Raw genomic sequence first — 25,871 nt, 5'->3', positions numbered from 1 at the left:
GAGGGTTACAATGGCTGAAAAATCTTCGGAGTTAGAAAAAATAAGCTTTGTTTTGGAAATGAAAAATATTTCAAAAACCTTTCCAGGAGTTAAAGCATTAGATAAAGCAAAATTAGCTGTGAGAAAAGGAACTGTTCATGCTTTGATGGGCGAAAATGGTGCTGGTAAATCAACTCTTATGAAATGCTTATTTGGTATTTACCATAGAGACGAAGGAGAAATATTATTAGGAGGTAACTTAATTAGTTTTGAATCAGCAAAGCAATCACTAGATTATGGGGTTTCTATGGTTCATCAGGAATTAAACCAAGTAAGACAAACGAGAATTATGGATAATATTTGGCTTGGAAGATTTCCACGTAAATGGATTTTTATTGATGAAGAAAAAATGTATAAAGATACGTTAGAAATATTTCAAAAGTTGGATATTAATCTTGATCCCAGACAGAACGTCAAGAATCTATCAGTTTCTGAAAGTCAAATGATAGAAATAGCAAAAGCAGTTTCTTATAATTCAAAAATTATTGTTATGGATGAGCCGACATCTTCATTAACTGAAAACGAAGTTCGCCATTTATTTAAAATTATTAGAGCATTAAGGGAAGATGGTGTAGCGATTATATACATATCCCATAAAATGGAAGAAATATTAGAAATATCTGATGAAATAACAGTCATGCGTGATGGTAAATGGATTACAACAAGATTTTCAGAAAATATAACCACTGATGAAATTATTAATTTAATGGTTGGTAGAGAATTAACAAATCGTTTTCCCAAAAAAACTAATAAGCCTGGAGAAGTTATACTTAAAGTTAACAATATTACAGGAACTTATAAACCAACTGTTGTAGATGTATCATTTGAACTTAGAAAAGGGGAAATTCTAGGTGTTGCTGGATTAGTTGGTTCTAGAAGAACAGAACTTGTCGAGACAATTTTTGGACTCAGACGTAAGAAACAAGGTGAAATATTTATTTATGGTAAAAAAATTAATATAAAAAACCCATATATAGCTATTAAAAATGGCTTAGCTCTTGTAACAGAGGAAAGAAGAACTACGGGTATTTTTGGAGTAGCAAGTATTTTATTTAATTCTATTATTGCTAATATGGATAAATATATTATGAAAACAAAACTTTTAAATAAGAGAAAAATGGTAAGAGATACGGAATGGGTAATTGATAATTTGTCAGTTAAAACTCCTTCGCAAAATACCCATATATGCTCTTTGTCTGGTGGAAATCAGCAGAAAGTTATTTTAGGTAGATGGTTATTAACTGAACCAGAAATATTATTGCTTGATGAGTCTACTAGGGGTATAGATGTTGGAACTAAATATGATATCTATCAACTTATAATTAATCTAGCAAATCAAGAAAAGGGAATTATCATGGTATCATCTGAAATGTCTGAATTACTTGGTGTCACTGATAGAATTCTTGTTATGAGTAATGGAAGAGTAGCAGGAATTATAGACACCAAAGATGCAACTCAAGAAGAAATATTAATATTGTCAGCAAAATATCTATAAAGGGAGTGAACTTAATGAGTGTAAAAATAAAAGAAAGATTTTCTAGAGAACGTATATCAAATTGGGTTGTGAATAATGCAATTTATCTGGTCCTTTTAATTTTATTAACTGTTATTATTGTAATTTCTCCTGATTTTATAAGTTTCAGAAATTTCAAAAACATAATAACTCAAGCTTCAACTCGTATAATAATGGCATTAGGTGTTGGAATAATTATTATTACTAAAGGAACAGACTTATCTCTAGGTAGACAAGTTGGACTAGCTGCGGTTATGTCAGCATCTATGTTGCAGGCAGAAAGTTATATTTATAGGATGTACCCTGATTTACCTGTATTACCAATCTTTATACCTATAATAATTGTTATGTTAGTCTGTGCTCTTATTAGTTCTATTAATGGTTTTGTAGTAGCAAAATTACACGTAGATCCTTTTATAGCAACTTTAGGTATGATGGTAATTGTATATGGAGTTAATTCAATTTATTATGATAGACCACCTTATGGTGCTCAACCAATTGGTGGATTAGATGATAAATTTAAAGAGTTTGCTCAAGGCTCTATTAGTATAGGAAGTTTTGATTTACCTTATCTTATTATATATGCAGCTGTTGTCACCTTTATTATTTGGATTTTGTTAAGAAAGACGAAGTTTGGTAAAAACATATATGCTATTGGTGGAAACAAAGAGGCAGCATTAGTATCTGGTGTTAATGTTACAAAATATACTATATTAGTATATACTGTAGCTGGATTATTATATGGTCTTGGTGGTTCTTTAGAAGCAGCAAGAATTGGTAGTGCAACAAATAATACTGGTAATATGTATGAATTAGATGCAATCTCTGCATGTATTGTTGGGGGACTTTCTTTTGATGGTGGTATAGGATCAGTTTCAGGTATAGTTATAGGGGTTTTAATTTTTCAAGTTATTGCTTATGGATTATCATTTATAGGTGTTAATGCTTATTTACAATATATTGTTAAGGGGCTAATAATCATAACAGCTGTTGCTATTGATTCACGTAAATATGGTAAAAGATAGGATTAGATATGCAAGTATAAGCTATTAACAGTTCTTTCGTGGATATCAATTGGTTTGAGATAAAAAATAATTGTTGACAATGAAGGTCTATTGAAGTAAACTTATTTTAGGTTTATTGCAATAGACTTTTGTCGTAGAAAAATACATATATAACTTTAACTAGCGAGGAGGAACTATGAGATATAGAATAAGAAATATTATAATGTGGCTAATTATATTAGAAATGATGTTATTGACAGCATGTCAGAAAAATATATATGAGAAAAATAGTAAAAATATAAGTAGTGTAAATGAAGATCAAATAAATAATTCAATAAACAAAGAAAATAAAAATTATAGTACCATTACTAAAAATAAAGATGAGTCAAAAACAATAGAACAGAATGATTCAGTAAGAGGTAAGTATGAAGATAAGGAAGAAGATAAAAAAGAAGAAAAAGTATCTGCTAGTAATACTGTTAAAGAACCTATAAGTATAACTGAACAATCGGAGGATGAAAAATACACATTAAATTATTCTGCTGAAAATGATTTTGTAAGCTTAACAATTCCCAAAAATCAATGGGATACTTTTATAAAAAATGGTTATTATTCCAAAATGCCCAATCAGGAAAATCGTGGTATGAAAATTTCTCAAGAATGGAGCAATTTTATTTATAACTGGGTGAATGAGGAATATGATTTTATTGTTTGCGTTTTGAACACTGATTCACGTCCAAATGAGTTACCAATGAATGGGTATTATCAGGCCATTCAAAATGATATTGTAGGAATAGGGAATGCAGGATATGATAAGCCGTTTTTTAATTACTCTAATCTATATGGTGATACTAATAGCAAACTTCAAGGTATCATCTACTTAACTCATAATGATGTATTATATGATGGACCTATTTTACATGAATTAATGCATAGATGGGGTAATTATATAATGCTTTCAGATTATGGAATGTGCCATTGGGGTGATTCAGATATCTATGGTAGATTAGGTGGTTATGAGAAAATAGTAGAGAAAGATGGACAATCTATAATTAAGACATATAAACGCTATTGGGGTGGACCATATGCACCTTTTGAATTATATCTAATGGGTTTAATACCCAAAGAAGAAGTTCCAGATATAACTGTTACAGAAGATTATTCTTCAAGAATAATTAATGAAACAGAATGGAATAGAATAGATGGTGAAGATATTACTGTAGATGGAAAGATTAAAACTAAAACATACACTATTGATGAGATTATCAGCGGTGCTATAAGTAATGAAAATCAAAAAGCAAATGTCGGAGAACGAATACCAAATTATAAGGATTCAAAAAAGCAGTTTAATATACTTTTTGTAAATGTTGATTATGATAATATGACGAAAACAGAATTAGAATCCATGAATAACCAAATAAGATTATTATGTTATGAAGGGGAATATGATGACAAAATATATAATTTTTGGGAAGCTTGCAAAGGAAAAGGAAGCATAGAATCAACTATATTTCTGAAATGAGGAATATTGATGAAATGTACTAATGTGAGCTTATTCATTAATGCATATCTTCAATGAAATCATAAAAAAGATGACAACTATTAGAAATAGAGTCATCTTTTTTATTACTTATAGGAAGGTCAATCTAAGATTAATTAATATAATGCATTAAGCTTAACCAAGCATATTTTTAAGGTTGTTAATACTAACAGTGACATTTTCTATTCCATTGGGTTCTGGTTGGTCGTTTTCAACGATTACCCATGAACAGCCTATTTCAGAAGCTTTATTAATGATAGCTTGAATATCCATTGTTCCTTCTCCAATAGCAGCGAATGTCTTTTCACCATTAATTTCTTTCATATCTTTGATATGTACTAATTTGAGTATATCTTTATTTTGATTCATATAATCAATAACATCTTTATCAGCTCTTTTTACCCAGTGTGTATCTAATTCCATTAACATATTTGATTTTTTGGTAAGAGTATATAGTAGATCAAGTCCATAAGAATCATCTATTTTATCAAATTCATGTGAATGGTTGTGATATAATAATTGCAATCCTGCATTATTCAATTGATTACTGATTGTATTTAGTTTGCAAACTAATTCTTCTAATTCATCTTTGTTTTCCCACTTTCCATAGGGGCAGACAATTATTGAATTATTAATTGTTTTATTATAATCTATTATGTTATCTAAATCTTTTTCTAATTCGTCTAAACCAATATGACTTCCTACAACTTTCAGATTAAGTCTATCTAAATCTTTTTTTAATTGTTCTGCTGTAAGACCATGAACTCCAGCTAGTTCAACACCTTCATAACCAAGTTCAGAAACTTTCTCTAATGTACCGATAAAATCAGTTTGACATTCTTCTCTTACTGTGTACAGTTGTAATGCTATTTTTATATTATTCATATGATACCCTCCTAATAGACATGCTTTTATGTCTTTTATAGAATTATTTGCTTTGATTAAATTAATATAATTATACTAGTTTGTTTCTAGTATTTCCTCAGTTTTTTTTATATAAATACAAACTATTTTTGGCTATAATATTGTTTTTTATATTCAGTAGGAGTTAGATGTTTTATTTTTTTGAACATCTTATTGAAGCTGGCTGTACTATTGAATCCACACATTCCACATATTTCAATAATATTTTTATCTGTTGTTTCCAATAACTCCATTGATTTCGATATTCGTATTCGTGATATATATTCAGATGGTGCAAGACCATTGAATTTTTTAAAAAAAGTTGAGAAATAACTTGTGTTCATATGGACTATTGCTGCCAAGTCATCTAACTTTATTTTCTTATCGTAGTTTTCGTGAATGTAATCTGTAACTTTGTTTATTGATTGTACTTCTTTCTTGAACTGGTAATGATCCTTATCGTCGTATACATAATTATAATGTCTTAGCAGTAAAACCAATATATTCATCAATTTGACTTTAGCCATCAACTCATACTCAAGAGGTTTATTATTAAATTCATCTTCTATTTCATAAAATAAGGATATTATTTTTTCTGTTGCCTCGTTATGTCTATCTAGTCTATGACAAAAATTTTTACTTCTATTAAAGAAAATTTTTAAATATCTATAATCAAAATTATTATTATCGGACCAGATGAATCTAGGTTCAAAATGGATTACGATATTTTTAAGGGTTTCATCTTTATCCATTACCAAAGCATGTTTATCTGTATTACTTATAATGAAAACATCGTTCTTTTTCATATCATAGATTTTATCACCAATATAATATTTGCCTGTCCCATAATCTACAATAGACAATTCCAGTTTACTGTGAACATCAATTACATCATTTAATTTTCGTTCGCCTTTTATGGTATGAGAGGAGAAATCTAATGTATATTTTCCGTTTATTCTAGTATTATTACTTTCATAAATTATCATATATACACCTTCTTATTGTTAATAATCCATTAGCTATTGTTGATAACTTTTAAAAATCCAGTCTAGTTGTTAATAACTATATATATTGAACTTAATCATCTATAACACATTTCAATAAGTTTAATTTAAAATTCGATTTTAATTATGTGTTACTCTACTTTATATCAAATAAGAGGATTTTACAACATTTTTTTATAATATAAATAAATTTACTTATTTTTATGGTCATATTAAATAACACATGATTCTCAAATACATTTCACACGGTTTTCACATGGTGATACTATACTTTACTCATGAACAAAAATAAAAATTACATGGAGGAATTAGTATGGATATTAAAAAAGGATTATTAGCAGGATTAATGGTAACCACCATTAGTATGACAGCACTAACAAGCGTTTATGCAAAAGGCCCTGTAGTAAATAAGGGTAAATCAAATATAGCTATATGTACTTCAAATGCAACTGAATGTACTATTGATAGCAATTTTGATTTTAATTTCAAGGAATTCAGTAAACAGTTCAAAGAGAATATATCACAAGAAGATAAAAAGAAAGCAGAGAATTTATTTAATAAAGCTATTAAGTTAGAAGATGATGCATCTGAATATTGGGATGAACTATATAAACTTGATTTATTTGATACATCTGTATTGTTAGGTAATGTAGAGCCAATGCCTTTTGAAGAATTTTCTAAAATGTTCAAGAAAGATATAACAACAGAAACTAAAAATAAGGCTAAAGAAATATATAATAAAATAATAAAGCTTGAAAAAGAAGGAAAATTTGATGAAACAATGGAATTATGGAAAGAACTAGATTCCTTGGATATGTATGATAAAATGGAAGGTTTTGGTGTTGTTGATATATCAATGAATGAGATTATGTCATTTGAAGATTTTGCAAAGAATTTTAAGAAAGATGTAAAAGAAGAAGATAAAAATAAAGCAAAAGAATTATATGAAAAAGCAGTACAACTTGATAAAGATAAAAAATATGATGAGGCAGTAAAAGTATGGAATCAATTATTCAAAATGAATCTTTTTGATGAAATGGGAGAAGCTACTGCAAATGTAATTAGTTTTGATAAAATAGGTGAAGCAGGTGTTGATGGAATTAAAGGAAATGTTAAAATTGAAAAAATGGATCAAGATGTAATATTAAGTGGTACAGAATCATTTTCTATTGATGATTTATCTGAAATGCCTGGTGATGTTATTATTGAAATAAACAATACTTCATTTGAAGATTTTGCCAAAAATTTCAAGAAAGATGTAAAAGAAGAAGATAAAAAGAAAGCAAAGGAATTATATGAAAAAGCAGTACAACTTGATAAAGATAATAAATATGACGAAGCAGTAAAAATATGGAGTCAGTTATTTGAAATGAACCTTTTTGATGAAACGGGAGCAATTAAACATATAGAAATTGGAGAAGCTATGGCTGATGTAATTACATCTGAGGGAGATGTATATGTAGATAGAGTAAATGGTGCCAGTTCTATAGGAATAATTGGTAGTGGAACTACTGATAAAGTAAGTAATGTTAAAATAGTTAATATGGATGAAGATGTATATTTGGATTCAGCTGTCATAGTAGGTGATATGCAGGAATTAACATTTGAAGAATTCTCAAAAGGATTCAAAAAAGATTTGAAACCAGAAGTTATAGAAAAAGCAAAAGAGCTTTTTGAAAAAGCTACTGCAAAAGAAAAAGAAGCCAGAAAAGTATGGGATGAAATCTATAAAATGGATATTTTTGAAGTCAGTTCTAAAGAGTTAAATACTATAGAATTAAGTACTGAAAAAGAAATCTAGAGTCCAATTATCTAGATATAACCACCTATTATAATTATATGAAAAATGGTATACTTATCATAAGTATACCATTTGCTAATATAAGGAGTTTATGATGAATAAAAATATCTTAGTTGTTGAGGATGAACAAAGAATGCGTGAAATCATATGTGATTATCTGGAAATGGATGAGTTTACAGTTTTTCAAGCAGATAATGGAATAGAAGCAATGAACGTATTTGAAAATAATAATATTGATTTGGTACTTCTGGATATTATGATGCCTGGACTTGATGGGTGGTCTGTATGTAGAAGAATCAGAAAAAAGTCAAATGTACTTATCATCATATTAAGTGCTCGTAGTGATGAAGATGATAAATTACTAGGTTTCGAACTGGGAGCTGATGAATATGTTACAAAACCTTTTAGTCCAAAAGTATTGGTAGCAAGAGTTAAGAAGTTGATTGGTAGATTTGATGAATCTAATGGTGAACAGATAAAAAATAATGTTATTTCTAGAAAAGAATTACTTATAGATAAAGATGCTTATTCCATAAAAGTGGAAGGTGAGGAAATTATATTTACAAGAAAGGAATATGATCTACTACTACTTTTAATGGAAAATGAAGGAATAGTTATGAGTAGAGATAAGATCATTAATAATATTTGGGGATATGATTATTATGGTGATGGACGAGTTGTGGATACAAATATCAAAACCATAAGGAAAAAACTTGGTGATGCTTCAAAGTATATAATTACAGTTGTTGGTGTTGGATATAAATTTGAGGTGGTATCATAAATGAATAAAATTAAAAAAAGCAAATCTATTGTTTTTAAAATGTTCATTATTACATTTGTTTCTGTCATGAGTCTTATAACAATCATTTTTCTTGTGCAAAGTTTGTTTATTAATAAATACTATAGCACAAAAAAAATAGATAATATTATAAAAAACATCAATGTTTTTAGCAAACAGTATAAACTAGAAAACTGGAGTTACGATGAGCTTGCAAGGCAGATTAATAAGTTTGAAGGTAACAATAATGTTACTCTGACAGTTAATGGATTGAGCTATAGTGATATGCAAATTGAAGACTACATTTTAACATTGCAAATAGATAAGAGTAAGTATTATGATATTTATATTTCCAAAAATAATTTATTAAAAGCATTTGATGGAGAGATGCCTACTCAATATCAGAAATTTTATCTGGAAGCAGTAATCTATAATTCAGAAATCTTGACTCCTTTTAAAATAAATGATTATAATATGTATGAGATATCAGGGGAAGAGAATTATGGTTATTTTAAAGGTGATGCTACAATTATAAATATTGGTAATGTGATGGAAAATATAATAATCTCTTCTGGTACAGATATACAAATAGGAAATGCTAAAGTAGATGTTATTAATTTTGACAAGCTCGAAGATTTGACTCTAGAGTATAATAAAAAAGATGATGTGTATTACCTAATCAATGAAATGCCTTTTATTAATGTGAAACAAGTTAATTTTATTAAAACAATAGAGATGGGTAATGGAAAAAATACAGATATTAATGCTACTGCTTCATTACAACCAGTTGGTGAAGTTATGAGTATATTAAGTGACTATTATATCATATTCTATCTATTAGCTATTGTTATATCTTTGGTTATTGCATGGATATATTCAAGATCAATTTCTTACCCGTTACTAAGATTAACGAAAGTAGCAGATAAAATGGCTGGAATGGATTTTTCGGTCAAATCCAATCATAATAGTGACGATGAACTAGGGGTTTTATCCAACAGTCTGAATATACTATCCACCAATCTTGATGAATCTTTAACTGACTTAAAAGAAGCTAATAAGCAGCTTGTAGTTGATATGGAAAAAGAAAAACAACAAGAAAAAGTCAGAAAGGAATTTGTTGCAAACATATCTCATGAACTAAAAACGCCTCTTGGAATAATAAAGGGGTTTGCTGAAGGGATAAAAGATGGTATCAAGAAAGAAAAAACAGATTATTATCTAGAAGTCATCTTAGATGAAATAGAGAAAATGAATACTCTTATACTTGATATGCTTGAACTATCTAAATTTGAGGCAGGAAAGATTGAAGATAAAGAGGATTTTGATATTATAAAATTAATTGACAAAGCTGTTACTTTGTTAGAATTACCGATTAGGGATAAAGAGCTGAGGGTAGATATTAAAGGTGACTTTACAAAAGTATATGGTGTCAAATTTCAAATAGATCAAGTAATCATGAACCTGATTTCTAACGCAGTAAAATATTGTACTAATAAAACAAACATTATAATTACAGGTGAAATCATTGACGGTAATAATTATATATACATCTATAATGAAGGAAACAGTCTTACTAAAGAAGAACTGGAAAGTATTTGGCTCAGATTCTATAAGATTGACAAATCCCATAATAGAGAAAGCGGAGGAACAGGACTAGGACTAGCCATTGTCAAAGCTATACTTGATGGTCACGGAAGTGATTATGGTGTTATCAATAAACAAAATGGAGTAGAATTCTACTTTAATATAAAAACAACTAACTATATAAAATAAAAAATGAACTATCCCATAATACTAAATAGTATGTATAGGATAGTTCATTTTTTATACAGAAACCGTTACCCACCTCTATTAAAGAACTCAAGAATGCTCTTTTAATTCAATCCCTTTATTTCTTTCCAGTATATGTCTGATAGACCATTCATTCTGGAATAATAAAACAGGTTGAGCATTCTTGTTTTCCACTAACATGGAATCCATTGTTAAAGATAATTCAGAAGTATCAATATCTTCATTAGCAATCCAGCGTATATATCTAAAAGGTAATAGTTGCTTAGAAACTTCTACTCCGTACTCATTCTTTAATCTATATTCCAGTACTTCAAATTGAAGTACACCAACTACACCGATAATAAGTTCTTCCATTCCAATGTTAGGACGTTTGTAAACCTGAATAGCACCTTCTTCAGCTAGTTGAGTAATACCTTTTAGGAATTGTTTTCTCTTAAGAGAATTAGTTGTAGAAATTCTGGCAAAATGTTCAGGTGCAAATTGTGGTATACCAGCATATTCTAATTGAGAACCATCCTCACACAGAGTATCACCAATATTAAATATACCAGGATCATGTATACCTATTATATCTCCAGGATAAGCTGAATCAACAATAACTCGGTCTCTAGCCACAAATTGCTGAGGTTGGGCTAGCTTGACTTTTTTATTTTTTTGTACATGATTGACAATCATTCCTTTGTCGAATTTTCCTGAACATATACGTAAAAAAGCGATTCTATCTCTATGAGCAGGATTCATATTAGCTTGAATCTTAAATATAAAACCTGAAAAATTAGTTGTTTCAGGTTTTATATCTCCTAGATTACTTGGACGTGCTTTTGGAGGCGTAGTAATATCTAAAAATGATTTTAAAAAAGGTTCTACACCAAAATTAGTAAGAGCACTACCAAAGAATACAGGAGTCAAGTTACCATTTAATACTTCTTCTAGGTCAAAGTTATCTCCGGCAATATCTAATAACTCAATATCGCTTTTTAATTGTTCATGCACTGATTCTCCTAATATATCTGTGAATTTATCGTCTGTTAAATCACCTGTTATGGTTTTAGCGATTGATTGTCCATGATTACCGTCATTAAACACTTCTATTTGATTTTCATGACGATTAAAAACACCTTTAAAGTTTTTACCTGAGCCTATAGGCCAGTTTACTGGACATGACCTAATGCCTAACACATTTTCAATATCTTCTAGTAAATCAAAAGGGTCTTGTCCCATACGGTCCATTTTATTTATAAAAGTAAAGATTGGGATACCTCTCATTTTACAGACTTGAAAAAGTTTTTTTGTTTGATCCTCTACACCTTTGGAACAGTCAATTACCATAACTGCACTATCTGCGGCCATTAAAGTTCTATAAGTATCTTCACTAAAATCTTGATGTCCAGGTGTATCAAGGATATTAATACAAAAGTCATCGTATTCGAATTGAAGTACACTAGATGTAACTGAGATACCTCTTTGTTTTTCAATTTCCATCCAATCTGAAACAGCATATTTCGCAGAACGTCTAGATTTTACGGAACCAGCAGAACGTATGGCTCCACCGTATAATAAGAATTTTTCTGTTAATGTTGTTTTTCCAGCATCTGGGTGTGATATTATTGCAAAAGTTCTTCTACGTTTAACTTCTTTAATAAAACTTAATTTATCCTCTACCATTATAATCTTCCTTTATTAAAATATTTGGTTGCATATGAATTTCTATTGGAGTTGCTTTTCTTACTTAGATCATTTCGTACGAGTCACTTTTTTACAGGTAAGTTGCATATGATTAAAAGTTAACTTTCCTATAGTTAAAAAAAGTGTAGCATTATTGATGTTATACTTTTATTGTGTAACTGTCAATTATTATTTAAAAAAATTCGCCTAAAGTATATTTTTATTAAAAAAACAAGAAATTATTATAGAATATATTGCAATAATTAAAAAAAGTGATATAATATTAATAAATAAACATATGAGCAATTGTTCATATGATAATATATAAAAGGAGATGAATCAATATGCGAAATGAAGAAGAGAAAAAAGAATGCTGTAAAGACGATAAATTTATAACTAAAGTTCAATCAATCATGGAAGATGAAGAAACAATATTCTTGTTATCTGATTTTTTTAAGAATTTTGGGGATAGCACTAGAGTGAGAATAATGGGAGCATTATTCAATGGGGAAATGTGTGTAGGAACTATTGCGGATGTACTTAATATGACACAATCAGCAGTTTCACATCAATTAAGAGTATTAAAGGCAAGCAGATTAGTAAAAGCACGCAAAGAAGGAAAATTAGTTTATTATTCTCTTAATGATGATCATATAAAAATGATATACAAAATGGGGATTGAACACATATTAGAATAGTTAAATATATTATTAATGATTCATAATGACAATATTTTATATTTAACAACTAAGCTATGTAATAAATATTTTAGGAAGGGTGGTATTAGTATGGCTGAAAGATTAACTGACAATATTGGTAATTGTTCTTGTGGAAGTAAAAGTTGTTCCAGTAGTAAACATAAACATGATGAACATCATCAAGACCATGATGGACATGGTCATAATCATGAACATCATCATCATGAAAAATTAACAAAAAAAGATGTTATAGAATTTATAATTGGATTTGGACTATTTATATTGGCGTTATTGCTTGATGTAAAAACAGAGGTAAAGATAGGATTATATGTAGTTGCATATATAGTAGTAGGAAAAGAAATTGTTATTGGTGCAATAAAGGGGATATTCACTGGAAGATTTTTGGATGAAAACTTCTTAATGACAATTGCTTCCTTAGCTGCATTTGCAATAGGAGAATATCCAGAAGCTACAGCAGTTATATTGTTCTATAGAGTAGGTGAATTATTTGAAGGACTAGCAGTTAACAAATCAAAGAATTCAATTGAAGAATTATTGAATATTAAACCAGATGTAGCTAATGTAAAAGTTGGAGATACATTCAAGACTATTGATCCCGAGAAGGTTAAAGTTAATGATGTAATCAGAGTCAAGGCTGGTGAAAAAATACCTCTAGATGGAATGGTAATAGAAGGGGTGTCATCTGTTGATACTTCAGTAATCACTGGAGAGTCATTACCTAGAGAAGTAGAAGAAGGCATAGAGGTATATAGTGGAGCTATCAATATATCTGGTGTTATTCTGGTAAGAGTAACAAAGGAATTTAGCGAATCTACAGTTGCAAAAATTCTTAAATTAGTTAAAGAAGCTAATGAACAAAAGGCAGACACAGAAAAGTTTATTACAAAATTTGCAAGATACTATACTCCTATAGTTGTTGGAGTAGCTGTTCTATTGGCTTTTATACCTCCACTATTTTTTGGAGAAAATCTAGGGTCTTGGATATATAGAGCAGCAATTTTTCTTGTAGTTTCTTGTCCTTGTGCTTTAGTTATTTCAATACCACTTGGGTATTTTGGTGGAATAGGTGGTGCTTCTAGTCAGGGTATATTAGTAAAAGGTGGTAATTATCTTGAGGAGCTAAGAAACATAAGGAGTATTGTACTTGACAAAACCGGAACGTTAACAAAAGGTGTTTTCAAAGTTACAGAAGTCATTAATGCCAATGATACAGCAGATAAAGAAAAAGTTATTGAAATAGCAGCTCATGTTGAACACTTTTCTAATCATCCAATAGCGGTATCTATTATTAATGAATACAATAAAGATGTAGATGAAAATCGTGTAAAAGATATAACAGAAATAGCAGGTAAAGGTGTAATAGCTGAATTTGATGGAAAAATAGTTGCAGTAGGAAATAAGAAGCTGATGGATCAAGAACATATATCAGTATCAATTGATGATGCAAGAGTCGGAACTAAAGTATATGTTGCTATGAATAATAAGTTAGTAGGAATTATTATTATAGCTGACGAATTGAAAAAAGACACTATCAGTGCTATAAAAAAACTTAAAGATTATGGTGTGAAAGACATAGTTATGTTAACTGGAGATCATGAAGATGTGGCAAAAGATATAGCAGATAAGGTAGGTATAACTAGATATTATAGTGATCTATTACCTGATGAGAAGGTCAATAAACTGGAAGAGATAATGGATGGTGTTGGTGATAAAGATACAGTTGTTTTTGTTGGTGATGGGATTAATGATGCTCCTGTTCTTGCAAGAGCTGATGTAGGAATCGCAATGGGTGGTGTCGGTTCTGATGCGGCTATTGAAGCAGCTGATGTAGTTCTTATGTCAGATGAATTATCTAGTATTCCTATGGCAATGAAAGTGTCAAGAAACACTAATAAGATTGTATGGCAGAATATAATATTTTCACTAGGTATCAAAGTAATTATAATGATATTAGCCGCATTTAATCTAGCTAGTATGTGGATGGCTATATTTGCTGATGTCGGTGTAGCAATAATCGCTATATTAAACTCTGTTAGGGCTTTAAGAGTAAAGAAATAAATATCTATGACAATAGTTTTACTTGATCCCTTTTCCTGAATCGTTAACATCCATAAGTTCTTTTGGAAAGGGGTCAAAAAAACTTTGTTCCATAAGGTGTTCAATTTGGAATCTGATTACGTATCCTTTTATAACATTTAGTGGTGCACTAAAGGGTACTTTGTGATTTTTGTATTCTTCAATAAGCTCATATATGAAATTAAGTTCTTTTGGACTTATATTTTTTTTGAAATAATCAACGCATTGTAATAGAACTGTTATGTTAGAAGTATATCTTGGAGCTATACGAAATATTTTCACAAGATATTTTCCATATACAGTTATTAAATCATCAAGAGGGATAGTATCAATTTGAGTAATGATTTTATTTAATTCTTTTAGTCTTAATTGATTATAAGCCATCATTAATAATTCATTGGAGTTATGAAAGTCTAATAACCTATCTATAGATTCATTATCTTTCACTATTTTAAATTTGGATATTACATATAATTTGGTAAGAAAATGTTCTCTTATTTTATAATTTCTAAGACGACCATCATCTTCAATAGGTAAATGATTATATACTTCTGTAATTCTACCTCCAACCATTCCTTTCCCTTTTCTGCTGTTTGCTCCATTTTTATCACTTTGATATATTTTAACTTCTTTTATACCACAAGAAGGAGATCTTGTTTTCAGAATAAATCCATCAACATTTTCTAATCTAGTCATTAGTACATTGGTATAATCTTGCATATTACCTGTCAAGTCAATTTCAGTAGCTGGCTGTACCAGATGTATTTCTTTATTGATTTCCACCAGGCGAATAGGTTTTCTAGGAGTTGACATACCAATTTCTACTTCAGGACAAAAAGGTACATATTCAACAAAATTGCTAAGACGGTTAATAAATTCATTATTATCACCGTCTCCATTATAACGACATTTTGCAAAGTTGATACATTTACTTATTGCAATGATTGGAGTAATTTCATAGTTATTAATCATATTTTTCCCCCTTCAACTAATTTAGGTTCAATATATACTATTTTGTGTGAAGAGAAATGATTATATTCATTGATTATCTCAATTTTTTAAGGATTTACTATATACAATAGGACTAATAGCATACTTTTTTTTGAACTGTTTAGAAAAATAATGTATTGAGTTGAAACCAAGAATCTCTGCAATCTGAGTTAAGCTTAGTTCAGTAGATTTTATATATTCTTTGCTTTTTTCCAAACGGTAGTTATTAATGTAGTTGGTGATAGTGACGCCCATGACATCTTTAAAAATCCTAGAAAGGTATGATGGACTTATGGAAATTACTTCTGCCAACTCATCTATAGTGATTTTTTTATTTAAATTTTTGAATATATAATCAAGTGTTAAGTTGACAAAACTGTTGTTAGTATTAATTTGCATAGAAGTATGGAGTTGCTTTAGCATATTTTTGTTAGAGAACTCACGTAACAGATGTATAATGAATTCCTTGAGATAGCATATTATCAAGTCAGGACTGTAAACACCATTATAATCTTTTTCATATAATATTTTTTCCAATATTAATTTTAAGTCATGATTACAGTTGAATATTTTATCCTTAAAAACAGTTTCTTGCTCAAAATCCATTTTAAAACTTATTGTTAAAAAAGAAATTGGTTTTTCAGCATTATTTTTCTGGGTATGATATTGGTTGGGAGCATAAAATATGAAATTTCCTTGATTCAATATGAATCTTTTCTTATCTATGGTTGTAAGAAGTTCTCCTTGATCTACATAAGTAATTTCCCAGAAATCATGTTTTTCTCCTTTGAAAGAAAAATATTTATCAAACTCTTGATAGAACAAAGTATATATTTTATCAATTTTCAGCAATCCTTTAATATCAGGTGAAAATTCAATGCTGATATTGTTTTTTTGCAAAACGGTAGTATCTCTATTGTACTTTATTTTAATCATACATGCGTTATATAGGGGTATGACTTTATAAAATACATTGGGAGCTAATATAACACATTTATCTAGGAAAAAAATCTTTGATTCATTTCCAGAAGTATATGTGTACAAAAGTGCAGTTCCTTCTTCAATATCTAAAACAGTGCTATTAATTCTATCAATATAGAAAGAATTAAGGTTGAATGAAGTAATCAATTTTGAACATTCATCACCAATTTTTTTTATTGTTACATCATCATATATGTCATGAGAAATAGTACCATAACTGGCAAAAGAAAGTTTGGTTATATTCTTAATCATCGTCATCCTCCTTAATGTTGTAATTATATATGGTTGTAATGAAACGTTACCATTTATTTTACCCTAAAAAGCAGAATAAGACAAATATAATTCAGTATTATACAAATACATTTATGTTGATGTGGATTACAATACAGATATAAACAGTTTAAATAAGTAAATGATTAAAAAGGAGAATATGCAATGAAAATATCCGTATCAACACCTAGTCGTATATGTTTATTTGGGGAACACCAAGACTATCTGAACTTAGAGGTGATTGCATCTGCTATCAATCTAAGATTTAGTGCAGAGGGAACAAAAAGAGATGACCGTATTATTCATGTTCGCCTTAAAGGTGAAGGAATCAGCAGGGAAGAAATTATAGACCTAGATGAAGAAATTGTATACGAAAACAACAGGGATTACATAAAAAGTGCAGTGAATGTACTTCGTAGAAAAGGTTATAGTATTGAAACAGGATTCGATATTTATATGGATTCAGACATCCCAATAGGAAAAGGAATGTGTTCATCTACAACAATGGTAGTGGTATTTATCAAAATTTTACTTGAATTAATCAATCATGAAGATAAAGATGATCCAGAAAAAATTGCATTATTAGGTTTTGAAGCAGAAGTTACTGAGTTCAATGAACCAGGTGGGCTTATGGACCAATATTCATCAGCTTATGGAGGTTTATTACATCTTACTTTTGACAAGGATAAAACTGTAGTAGAACCTCTTGAAACGGAAATACCAGGTTGCTTTATATTATTTGATTCTCTAGAAGATAAACAGACAACTAAAGTATTAGGTAGTGCTAAATATCCTGTTCTTGAAGCACTTGACGAGTTGAAAGAATATGGCATCAGCAGTATTAGGGATTTTGTTAATGACGAAGAGAACCTTGTTTATCTAGATAAGTTATCACCAGTTAAATTAGTTAAGGTGAAGGCGAATATTGATAACTATAAGACTTTGAAACAAGCTGAAAAGATGTTTAAGACAGGCGTTGATTCAGTAAAATTAGGGGAACTTCTTAAAAGACATCACGGTAATCTTAGGGATGGGCTTGAAATATCAACACCTAAGATTGAAGAAATACTTGAGACAGCTTATGAAAATGGAGCACTTGGAGGTAAAATCAATGGTTCTGGCGGAGGTGGCTGTTGTTATGTCTATGCCTATGAAAAAGATGCACAGGAAATATTGGATAAAGTTTGTGCAAAAGGTTATTGGGGTGTAATTCTCAAACAGGATTCTGGTGTAAGAGTAGATAAGTAAGTAGCTATATAAGTTCAATCTATATAATGAAGACATAATTCGAAGGGATGATTATTATGAAAGCAATCGTACTTGGAGCAGGAAAAGGTACAAGGTTACAATCAGAAAAATATAATATGCCAAAGGTTCTTAGAAAGGCTCACGGCAAGCCATTGATTGAATACGTGCTTGATGCTCTATCTTTTATAAAACAAGAAGATACTACAATCGTTGTAGGGTATAAAAAAGAAATGGTGTATGAAGAGATTAAAGGTGATTATAAATTTGTCAGTCAAGATGAACAACTTGGAACAGGTCATGCTGTTTTAGTGACAGAAGAAACATTCAAAGATTATGAGGGACCTATTTTAGTTGCTTACGGTGATATGCCTCTTTACAAGAAAAAAACTTATGAAAAAATGTTCGAAATACATGAAAACGAAAATGCGACTTGTACTGTTTTAACAGCTGTCATTGATGACCCACCAGCTTATGGAAGAATCATTAGAGCTGAAGATGGTCAGATGGAAGGCGTCGTTGAAGCTAAGGATTGTACAAAAGAACAGTTAGATATAAAAGAACTTAATGTTGGGGTATATGTTTTTGATAGCAAATTCTTATTCGAGAACCTGAAACTATTAAAAAATGACAATATCCAAAATGAGTATTACCTGACTGATATACCTAAGATGGTTATGGAAAAGGGTGAGAAACTAGTAACTCATACCATTTATAATACTAACGAAGTTTACGGTGTTAATACAGTAGAAGAATTAGAATTCTGTGAGAAAGTTTTAGAAGAAGAAGCTAATTAGAATGAAATATGGACGGAAATTGAACTATTGACTAATTGACAATGGAAGGAATGAGCTATATGATTAAATTTGGTACAGGCGGTTGGAGAGCTATTATCGGTGAAGATTTCACAAAAAGTAATTTACAGCTTTTATCACAAGGTTTAGCTAATAGAATGTTGCAAGAAGATGCTAAGGAATTTGTTATTGGCTATGATAGAAGATTCTTATCTGAAAAGAGTGCACAATGGATGTCAGAAGTTATGGCAGGTAACGGAATCAAAGTCTATTTCATTAATAGAATTGCACCTACACCAATGATTATGTTCAGTGTTAAGGAAATGGAATTAAAATATGGAGCCGCTATTACAGCTAGCCATAATCCAGCTGATTATAATGGAATTAAGATATTTACTGAAGGTGGACGTGATGCTTCAGCAGAGGTAACTAATGAAATTGAAGTTGAAATAGGTAAAGTTAATCCTAATGATATAAAAATCATGAATTTTGATAAGGCAATTAAAGAAGAAAAAGTGGTAATATACAATCCATTCAATGATTACATTGATACAATAATCAATATGATTGACTTAGAATCTATTAAAGATAAGCAGCTTAAAATATTATTAGACCCAATGTATGGTGTATCTAAGACATCATTACAAACAATATTGATGACAGCAAGATGTGAAGTAGAATTGATCCATGATAGACATGATACACTTTTTGGTGGAAGATTACCTTCCCCAAGTGCCGCAACATTAGGAAGACTAAAAAATGATGTGGTCGAAAAAGGCTTTGACCTTGGAGTTGGAACAGATGGTGATGCTGACCGTTTAGGGATTATTGATGAAAAAGGTAATTTCATCCATCCTAATGAAATCATGGCACTTCTTTATTACTATCTATTGAAGTACAAAAAATGGACTGGTCCAGTTGTAAGAAACTTGGCTACTACACATTTACTTGATAAGATCGCAGAAGGATTTGGAGAAGAGTGCTACGAGGTTCCAGTAGGTTTCAAACATATCAGTTCCAAGATGGAAGAAACCAATTCACTAATTGGTGGTGAAAGTAGTGGAGGATTAACTATCAGAGGACATATCAAAGGAAAAGATGGTGTTTTTGCAGCTTCATTACTAGTTGAAATGATATGTGTTACCAATAAACATCTATCCAAGCTTCTTGAAGAGATTCATGACCAATTTGGTATGTTTGAAATGGCTGAACATGGATTCGGTTTTGATGTTGAAGAAAAAGAAAGATTATTAAATATTTTATACACAGATAAGAAGATTCCAGAATTCAGCTTTGAAGTTGAAAGAGTAAGCTACATGGATGGAGTTAAAGTGTTCTTCAAGAATGGTGGATGGATTATAGCTAGATTCTCAGGAACAGAGCCATTACTTAGAGTTTTTGCTGAAATGGATTGTATTGATAAAGCAGAAATCGTGTGTAAGGAAATGAAGGAATTCTTAGGAATATAAGTAGTGTATTATAAAATAATTTTGGTGAAATGAATGGAGGGAAATAATGAAGATATTAGTTACTGGTGGAGCTGGATATATTGGTAGTCATACAGTAGTTCAGTTGCTAGAAGAGGGAAATGAAGTAATTATTGTAGATAATTTTTCTAATAGTAAACCTGAGTCATTAAAAAGAGTGAAAGAGATTACAGGTAAAGATTTTAAATTTTATGAAGTGGATTTATTGGATAGAGAAGCTCTTGATAATGTATTTGCTGAAAATGAGGTTGATGCTGTAATTCATTTTGCAGGATTGAAAGCTGTTGGAGAATCGGTTTCTATTCCAATGAAGTATTATTATAATAATATTACAGGTACACTTGTATTATGTGAGCTTATGAAAAAGCATAATGTCAAGAACATGGTATTTAGTTCATCAGCTACTGTATACGGTATGAATAATGTTTCTCCTTTAACGGAGGATCTACCGCTCAGTACTACTAATCCTTATGGAAGTACTAAGTTGATGATTGAGCAGATCCTTAGAGACATCTATGTATCAGATGATACTTGGAGTATTGCTTTACTTAGATATTTTAATCCTATTGGAGCACATATTAGTGGTAGAATCGGAGAAGACCCTAATGGTATTCCTAATAATCTTATGCCATATATTACGCAGGTTGCAATCGGTAAGCGTAAGGAATTAAGTGTATTCGGTAATGATTATAATACACATGATGGTACTGGTGTAAGAGATTACATACATGTAGTTGATTTGGCAAGTGGACATTTAAAAGCTCTTAATAAGATTATAGGTATGAAAGATATAGAAGCTTATAATCTTGGTACGGGTACTGGTTACAGTGTTCTTGATGTTATTAACAATTTTGAAAAGGCAACTAATGTGAAAGTTCCATATAAGATTATTGAGAGAAGACCTGGTGATATAGGTACATGCTATGCCGATGCTTCGAAGGCTTATAAGGAGTTAGGCTGGAAAGCAGAAAAGAGTCTTGAGGATATGTGTAGGGATTCTTGGCGTTGGCAGAATGATAATCCTAATGGGTATGTTGAATCTTAATTATTATATTTAAGTTGAATTAAATGAAGAATAAAAGAGGCTATATCATTTTAGATGATTGGCCTCTTTCTAAAATATTATTCTAATAATCTAAACACCTATAATATCTTCTAATAGCAAGAGGATGTCTTCTCTTATGTTCAAGATGAACAGACATTCTTTGACAAATAGCCCTCATGACAAATGGAGAAATCAAATCCCTATATTTTTCATCAATATTATCAAATGAGTAATCTTTTGTATCAAAAACAGTAACATTTGCACTGATTTTTTGAACAAAATTATCCACACGATTCATAATCTGACGAGAGTTATCCTCACCTTTAAATAAAATTACGCTAGTATCTCTATCAATAACTTCTAGAGTTCCATGAAAGAAATTAGAGCCAGATACGAATTTTGTACGCATCCACTGCATCTCTTCTAAGATACACATAGCGTAGCAATAAGCCCATCCTTCTAAGTTACCTGAACCAATAAAATATTGTATAGGGGCATCTTTGTATTTTTCAGCATAATCTTCACATTTTGAGTCTGCATCCTTTTGTACCTGACAAAGAATAGTAGGAAGGCTTTGGATATTTTTAATAAAATCTTTGTAATTATCAAACTCTCCTTTGTTGTACATAAATCTAAGTGAAGTACTGAACCAAAAATAATATGGACCACTATTACCATTTACAACATAATCTACTTTCTTAGATAAAATAGACTCAGGATTTCCGATATAACCAATAACCTTTGCTCCTATTGTATGTACATAATCTACAGCATCCACAATTTCTTTGGTATCTCCTGATTTTGATTCTATTATAACAATACTATCTTTGTTAAGATGACAGTTTCCTAGAGCAACTAAATCAGCAGCATTTTCAACATGAAGATTTAGTGTAGAATGAGATTTTACAATACTCTCTGTTTGTTTGGCATAAGCGATAGTTCCACCAATACCAACAAAAAATAGATTACTATAACCTTCTTTGCATATATCATCAACTATATTTTCTACGTCCTTAATGATATCTAAACCATTCTGTTCTGTTTGCAAAAACTCTTTTTCATTAAAATTAAACACTAAGATTACCTCCTTAAATGATATTCTAAATTTGCGCTTGTATTGTAACATGCTATATTGTATCATAATGTTATAATACAATCAAGGAAAAATATATACCAATATTCCCTATTTAGTATAAATTGCCTTAATGTGTTATAATTATAAGTTGATAAATAGCTATCTAATACGTTTGACAGTAGATAAAAAAGCATGATTTATCTAGAAGGAGATATAATGAAAAGAATTTATCAAGATTATCATATGCATAGTAGCATTTCTCCTGACTCAGATTCACCTATGGAGGAAATGTGTCAATCAGCTATAGACAAAGGGTTTAGAGAAATTGCAATCACAGATCACTTTGAATTTTATTCTAAAGGAGCAGATGGATACAAATTCAATGAAGCTTATCTGGATGAATATTTTAAAACTATAAATAAATGTAAACAAAAATTTGATGGAAAATTAGTAATCAGAAAAGGAATTGAATTAGGACAACAACATCTACAACTTGAAATGTCCAATAAAATAATAGAGTCTAGTAAATTTGACTTTATACTTGGTTCAGTACATAAAATAAAGAATACGGACCTAAGTCAGATTATGTATAATGACAGTATCATAGATATCTATTGTAAAAGATATCTGGAACAGGTCTATGAGCTTGTTGACAAAGGTGATTTTGACTCCCTTGCTCATTTGGATTTAATTAAAAGATATTCGTCAATGCGTAATGTCAAAGCTAATCTTTTTGATTATAAAATTGAATTAGCACAGATATTTGAAAGGTTAATTGAAAGAAATAAAGGTCTGGAAATTAATACTTCCAGTTTAAGACAAGGATTAGATGAACCATTTCCAACAATACCAATACTCAAAATGTATAAGTCAATGGGTGGGGAAATAATAACCATAGGTTCAGATTCCCATAATCCCTTTGATATAGGTAAAGATTTTGATAAAGTTATTGATATACTTGAAGAAGTTGGATATAAGAGCATATATACATTTGAGAATAGAAATTGTCAGCGTATTGAGTTGTAATGAATTCGTTATAACATGTCCTTGTTTTTTCCTTTGAGTATGATATACTAAAAACAAAGAAATCAAGAATAAATTATATTAAAAAGGATGAAAGCTATGGATAAAACACCACTTGACAAGAATTCGAGTGTACCCTTATATCGACAACTGATAGAAACTATAAAAGACGATATTAATAATAATATTTTGAATCCAGGAGATCAGATTCTTACTGAAATAGAGCTAAGTGAAAAATATGAAGTTAGTAGAATTACTGTAAGAAAAGCTATTGGGGAATTGGTTGAAGAAGGGTATCTTGTTAAACAACAAGGAGTTGGAACTTTTGTAGCGGAAGTTAAGCTCGTAAGAAATATGAATAAATTCATGGGATTCAGTATGTCTTGTGAAGTTTTAGGAAAAGTTCCTTCTGCGACTTTGCTATTTGCGGGATTGATTAATGCAACAGATAGAGATAGAAGAGAATTGAGTTTGGATGATAATGTTACCAATGTATTGTCTATTAAGCGTATACGTTATTGTGATAGCGAAGCTGTAATGGTAGAAGATACGCATTTTTCAACGGAATATTCATATCTTCTAACTAATGATTTGGAAGGTTCACTATATGAACTACTGAATAAACATGACATAGTTCCATCTGTTGGTAGAACAGAATTAGATGTATGCTATGCAACTGATGAAGAAGCTGAATTATTGAACATAGAGAGCAATACACCGCTACTATTATTAAGATGTGCCTGTTATGACAAAATGGGAAATTCTATACATAATAGTAGACAAGTCGTTAATCCTAAAAAATTCAAAATGATACTATAAGATTGATTACCTTTTGGTAATCAGTTTTTTATGTTAAACATTATGATACATTTTAATACCAAAAACAGATAATACAAATGAATTAAAATTGAACTATAGAAATATTAGTAATAAAAAACATGTAATTATGCAATAATATAATTATATGTTTTTTTATTATACTACAATATTGCTTTGGTAGATATATTGAGTGATTGAATTATTCTAGATTTACTTATGGAAATTATTAAAAAGAAAATATAAATAAGTAAAATTGTAAAAAGTGCACAAAAATTATCACTAATAGTATAAGAAATAAACAAATTATACAACGATATAAAATTTTCCATTGCAATTGGTATTATAACGTAATATAATAAATGCAAGAAGATATAAAAATACTTTTAAAGGGGCAAGCAATTATGATACGAGTTATTGGATTAGGAGATAATGTTGTTGATAAATATATAAATAATAAAATAATGTACCCTGGCGGTAATGCTTTGAATTTTGCTGTTTATGCGAATATACTTGGTGTTGAAGCTTCTTATCTTGGTGTTTTTGGTGATGATGAAGCTGCAAAACATGTATACCAAACTTCAAAATCATTAGGAATCAAATTAGATCATTGTCGTTTTTATAAAGGTGAAAATGGTTATTCAAAAGTGAAATTAGAAAAAGGGGATAGAGTATTTGTAGGATCCAATAAAGGTGGTGTATCTGCCAAATATCCATTAGCCCTAAGTGAAGTGGATTTTTCTTATATAAATGAATTTGATATTGTTCATACAAGTTGCTTTAGTTCTATTGAAAATGAGCTTAGTAATCTAAGGCAATATGGAAACTTCATATCTATGGATTTTTCCAATCGTTATACAAAGGAATATCTAGAAGAATGTTGCAAGCATATTGATTGTGCCAGTATTTCATGTAGTGAAATGAAAGATAAAGAGATTATTGAATTGATGAAGGATATTATTTCATATGGGTGTAAACATGTAGTTATAGCTACTAGAGGAGCAAGAGGTGCTTTAGTCTTAGTTGATGGTAAGTTTTATGAACAGTCACCTTGTTTGATTGATGCGGTTGATACCATGGGAGCAGGAGATTCTTTCATAACAGCATTCTTAACTGGGTATATTAAAGATATGAAAGAAGCAATTGATTTTTCTATAGAATCAGGGAATAAGGGAATAACGAAGGTAGAAGAATATAAAGATCTAGTAGTTAAGGCAAATCTATATGGGGCAGCGGTATTTTCAGCTAGTATTTGTAGTCGTAATGGTGCATTTGGTTTTGGTAAAAGTTATGAATAATAATATTTGATTGA

General features: G+C 29.9%; 21 protein-coding genes. 15 read left to right on the top strand and 6 right to left on the bottom strand.

Annotated features, from left to right (window positions below):
- Nucleotides 1-10: 10 nt before the first annotated feature.
- From mglA to ACX6CF_RS13630, 3 genes are all read left to right on the top strand, one after another.
- Nucleotides 11-1,534: a galactose/methyl galactoside ABC transporter ATP-binding protein MglA gene (gene mglA / locus ACX6CF_RS13640; protein WP_458785893.1), complete on the top strand. Its 1,524-nt coding sequence runs from the start codon at nt 11-13 to the stop codon at nt 1,532-1,534.
- A gap of 14 nt (nt 1,535-1,548) precedes the next feature.
- Complete coding sequence (gene mglC, locus ACX6CF_RS13635) at nt 1,549-2,577, top strand: galactose/methyl galactoside ABC transporter permease MglC (protein WP_458785892.1); 1,029 nt, start codon at nt 1,549-1,551, stop codon at nt 2,575-2,577.
- Between the two features lie 175 nt (nt 2,578-2,752).
- Nucleotides 2,753-4,078: a hypothetical protein gene (locus ACX6CF_RS13630; protein ID WP_458785891.1), complete on the top strand. Its 1,326-nt coding sequence runs from the start codon at nt 2,753-2,755 to the stop codon at nt 4,076-4,078.
- A gap of 153 nt (nt 4,079-4,231) precedes the next feature.
- On the opposite strand, the gene ACX6CF_RS13625 is transcribed toward ACX6CF_RS13630, so the two are convergent.
- Entirely contained in the window at nt 4,232-4,981 is a 750-nt protein-coding gene (locus tag ACX6CF_RS13625; RefSeq protein WP_458785890.1) for a sugar phosphate isomerase/epimerase family protein, read from the bottom strand.
- Nucleotides 4,982-5,103: 122 nt separating this feature from the next.
- The gene (locus ACX6CF_RS13620; protein WP_458785889.1) at nt 5,104-5,985 is read right to left on the bottom strand and encodes an AraC family transcriptional regulator; all 882 of its coding nucleotides are present in this window, start codon (nt 5,983-5,985) and stop codon (nt 5,104-5,106) included.
- Between the two features lie 331 nt (nt 5,986-6,316).
- Between ACX6CF_RS13620 and ACX6CF_RS13615 the strand changes: the two genes are divergently transcribed.
- From ACX6CF_RS13615 to ACX6CF_RS13605, 3 genes are all read left to right on the top strand, one after another.
- The gene (locus ACX6CF_RS13615) at nt 6,317-7,804 is read left to right on the top strand and encodes a tetratricopeptide repeat protein (protein WP_458785888.1); all 1,488 of its coding nucleotides are present in this window, start codon (nt 6,317-6,319) and stop codon (nt 7,802-7,804) included.
- 94 nt (nt 7,805-7,898) lie between these two features.
- Nucleotides 7,899-8,585, top strand: a complete 687-nt coding sequence (locus ACX6CF_RS13610) for a response regulator transcription factor (protein WP_458785887.1) — start codon at nt 7,899-7,901, stop codon at nt 8,583-8,585.
- A complete protein-coding gene (locus tag ACX6CF_RS13605; RefSeq protein WP_458785886.1) occupies nt 8,586-10,355 on the top strand; it encodes a sensor histidine kinase in 1,770 nt (589 codons plus the stop codon).
- Between the two features lie 87 nt (nt 10,356-10,442).
- On the opposite strand, the gene ACX6CF_RS13600 is transcribed toward ACX6CF_RS13605, so the two are convergent.
- Nucleotides 10,443-12,038 carry a peptide chain release factor 3 gene (locus ACX6CF_RS13600; RefSeq protein WP_458785885.1) on the bottom strand — a complete coding sequence of 532 codons (1,596 nt, stop codon included), beginning with the start codon at nt 12,036-12,038 and terminating at the stop codon, nt 10,443-10,445.
- Between the two features lie 344 nt (nt 12,039-12,382).
- On the opposite strand from ACX6CF_RS13600, the gene ACX6CF_RS13595 reads away from it, so the two are divergent.
- Together ACX6CF_RS13595 and ACX6CF_RS13590 are read left to right on the top strand one after the other, a co-directional pair.
- Nucleotides 12,383-12,736: an ArsR/SmtB family transcription factor gene (locus tag ACX6CF_RS13595; RefSeq protein WP_458785884.1), complete on the top strand. Its 354-nt coding sequence runs from the start codon at nt 12,383-12,385 to the stop codon at nt 12,734-12,736.
- A gap of 90 nt (nt 12,737-12,826) precedes the next feature.
- Nucleotides 12,827-14,815, top strand: a complete 1,989-nt coding sequence (locus ACX6CF_RS13590) for a heavy metal translocating P-type ATPase (protein ID WP_458785883.1) — start codon at nt 12,827-12,829, stop codon at nt 14,813-14,815.
- Nucleotides 14,816-14,833: 18 nt separating this feature from the next.
- Here the strand turns inward: ACX6CF_RS13590 and ACX6CF_RS13585 are convergent, their stop codons facing one another.
- Together ACX6CF_RS13585 and ACX6CF_RS13580 are read right to left on the bottom strand one after the other, a co-directional pair.
- Nucleotides 14,834-15,805: a YbgA family protein gene (locus ACX6CF_RS13585; protein ID WP_458785882.1), complete on the bottom strand. Its 972-nt coding sequence runs from the start codon at nt 15,803-15,805 to the stop codon at nt 14,834-14,836.
- A 78-nt stretch (nt 15,806-15,883) separates the two neighbouring features.
- Nucleotides 15,884-17,056: a helix-turn-helix domain-containing protein gene (locus ACX6CF_RS13580; protein WP_458785881.1), complete on the bottom strand. Its 1,173-nt coding sequence runs from the start codon at nt 17,054-17,056 to the stop codon at nt 15,884-15,886.
- Nucleotides 17,057-17,239: 183 nt separating this feature from the next.
- Between ACX6CF_RS13580 and ACX6CF_RS13575 the strand changes: the two genes are divergently transcribed.
- Genes ACX6CF_RS13575 through galE form a run of 4 tightly spaced genes read left to right on the top strand, consistent with a single transcriptional unit; the run spans nt 17,240 to nt 21,645 of the window.
- A complete protein-coding gene (locus ACX6CF_RS13575) occupies nt 17,240-18,322 on the top strand; it encodes a GHMP family kinase ATP-binding protein (RefSeq protein ID WP_458785880.1) in 1,083 nt (360 codons plus the stop codon).
- 56 nt (nt 18,323-18,378) lie between these two features.
- Nucleotides 18,379-19,116: a sugar phosphate nucleotidyltransferase gene (locus ACX6CF_RS13570; RefSeq protein ID WP_458785879.1), complete on the top strand. Its 738-nt coding sequence runs from the start codon at nt 18,379-18,381 to the stop codon at nt 19,114-19,116.
- A 59-nt stretch (nt 19,117-19,175) separates the two neighbouring features.
- The gene (locus ACX6CF_RS13565) at nt 19,176-20,582 is read left to right on the top strand and encodes a phosphoglucomutase/phosphomannomutase family protein (protein WP_458785878.1); all 1,407 of its coding nucleotides are present in this window, start codon (nt 19,176-19,178) and stop codon (nt 20,580-20,582) included.
- Nucleotides 20,583-20,628: 46 nt separating this feature from the next.
- The gene (gene galE / locus ACX6CF_RS13560; protein ID WP_458785877.1) at nt 20,629-21,645 is read left to right on the top strand and encodes a UDP-glucose 4-epimerase GalE; all 1,017 of its coding nucleotides are present in this window, start codon (nt 20,629-20,631) and stop codon (nt 21,643-21,645) included.
- Nucleotides 21,646-21,727: 82 nt separating this feature from the next.
- Here galE and ACX6CF_RS13555 read toward each other — a convergent pair whose 3' ends face one another.
- Complete coding sequence (locus tag ACX6CF_RS13555; protein WP_458785876.1) at nt 21,728-22,720, bottom strand: SIS domain-containing protein; 993 nt, start codon at nt 22,718-22,720, stop codon at nt 21,728-21,730.
- 216 nt (nt 22,721-22,936) lie between these two features.
- On the opposite strand from ACX6CF_RS13555, the gene ACX6CF_RS13550 reads away from it, so the two are divergent.
- The 3 genes from ACX6CF_RS13550 to ACX6CF_RS13540 all read left to right on the top strand — a co-directional run bounded on the left by ACX6CF_RS13550 (nt 22,937) and on the right by ACX6CF_RS13540 (nt 25,857).
- Nucleotides 22,937-23,746 carry a histidinol-phosphatase HisJ family protein gene (locus ACX6CF_RS13550; protein ID WP_458785875.1) on the top strand — a complete coding sequence of 270 codons (810 nt, stop codon included), beginning with the start codon at nt 22,937-22,939 and terminating at the stop codon, nt 23,744-23,746.
- A gap of 96 nt (nt 23,747-23,842) precedes the next feature.
- Nucleotides 23,843-24,562, top strand: coding sequence for a GntR family transcriptional regulator (locus ACX6CF_RS13545; RefSeq protein ID WP_458785874.1), 720 nt, complete (start codon nt 23,843-23,845; stop codon nt 24,560-24,562).
- Between the two features lie 401 nt (nt 24,563-24,963).
- Nucleotides 24,964-25,857, top strand: a complete 894-nt coding sequence (locus ACX6CF_RS13540; protein WP_458785873.1) for a PfkB family carbohydrate kinase — start codon at nt 24,964-24,966, stop codon at nt 25,855-25,857.
- Nucleotides 25,858-25,871 lie beyond the last annotated feature (14 nt).

Source organism: Vallitalea sediminicola (assembly GCF_054408565.1).
This window is presented reverse-complemented; position numbering and strand designations above follow the sequence as displayed.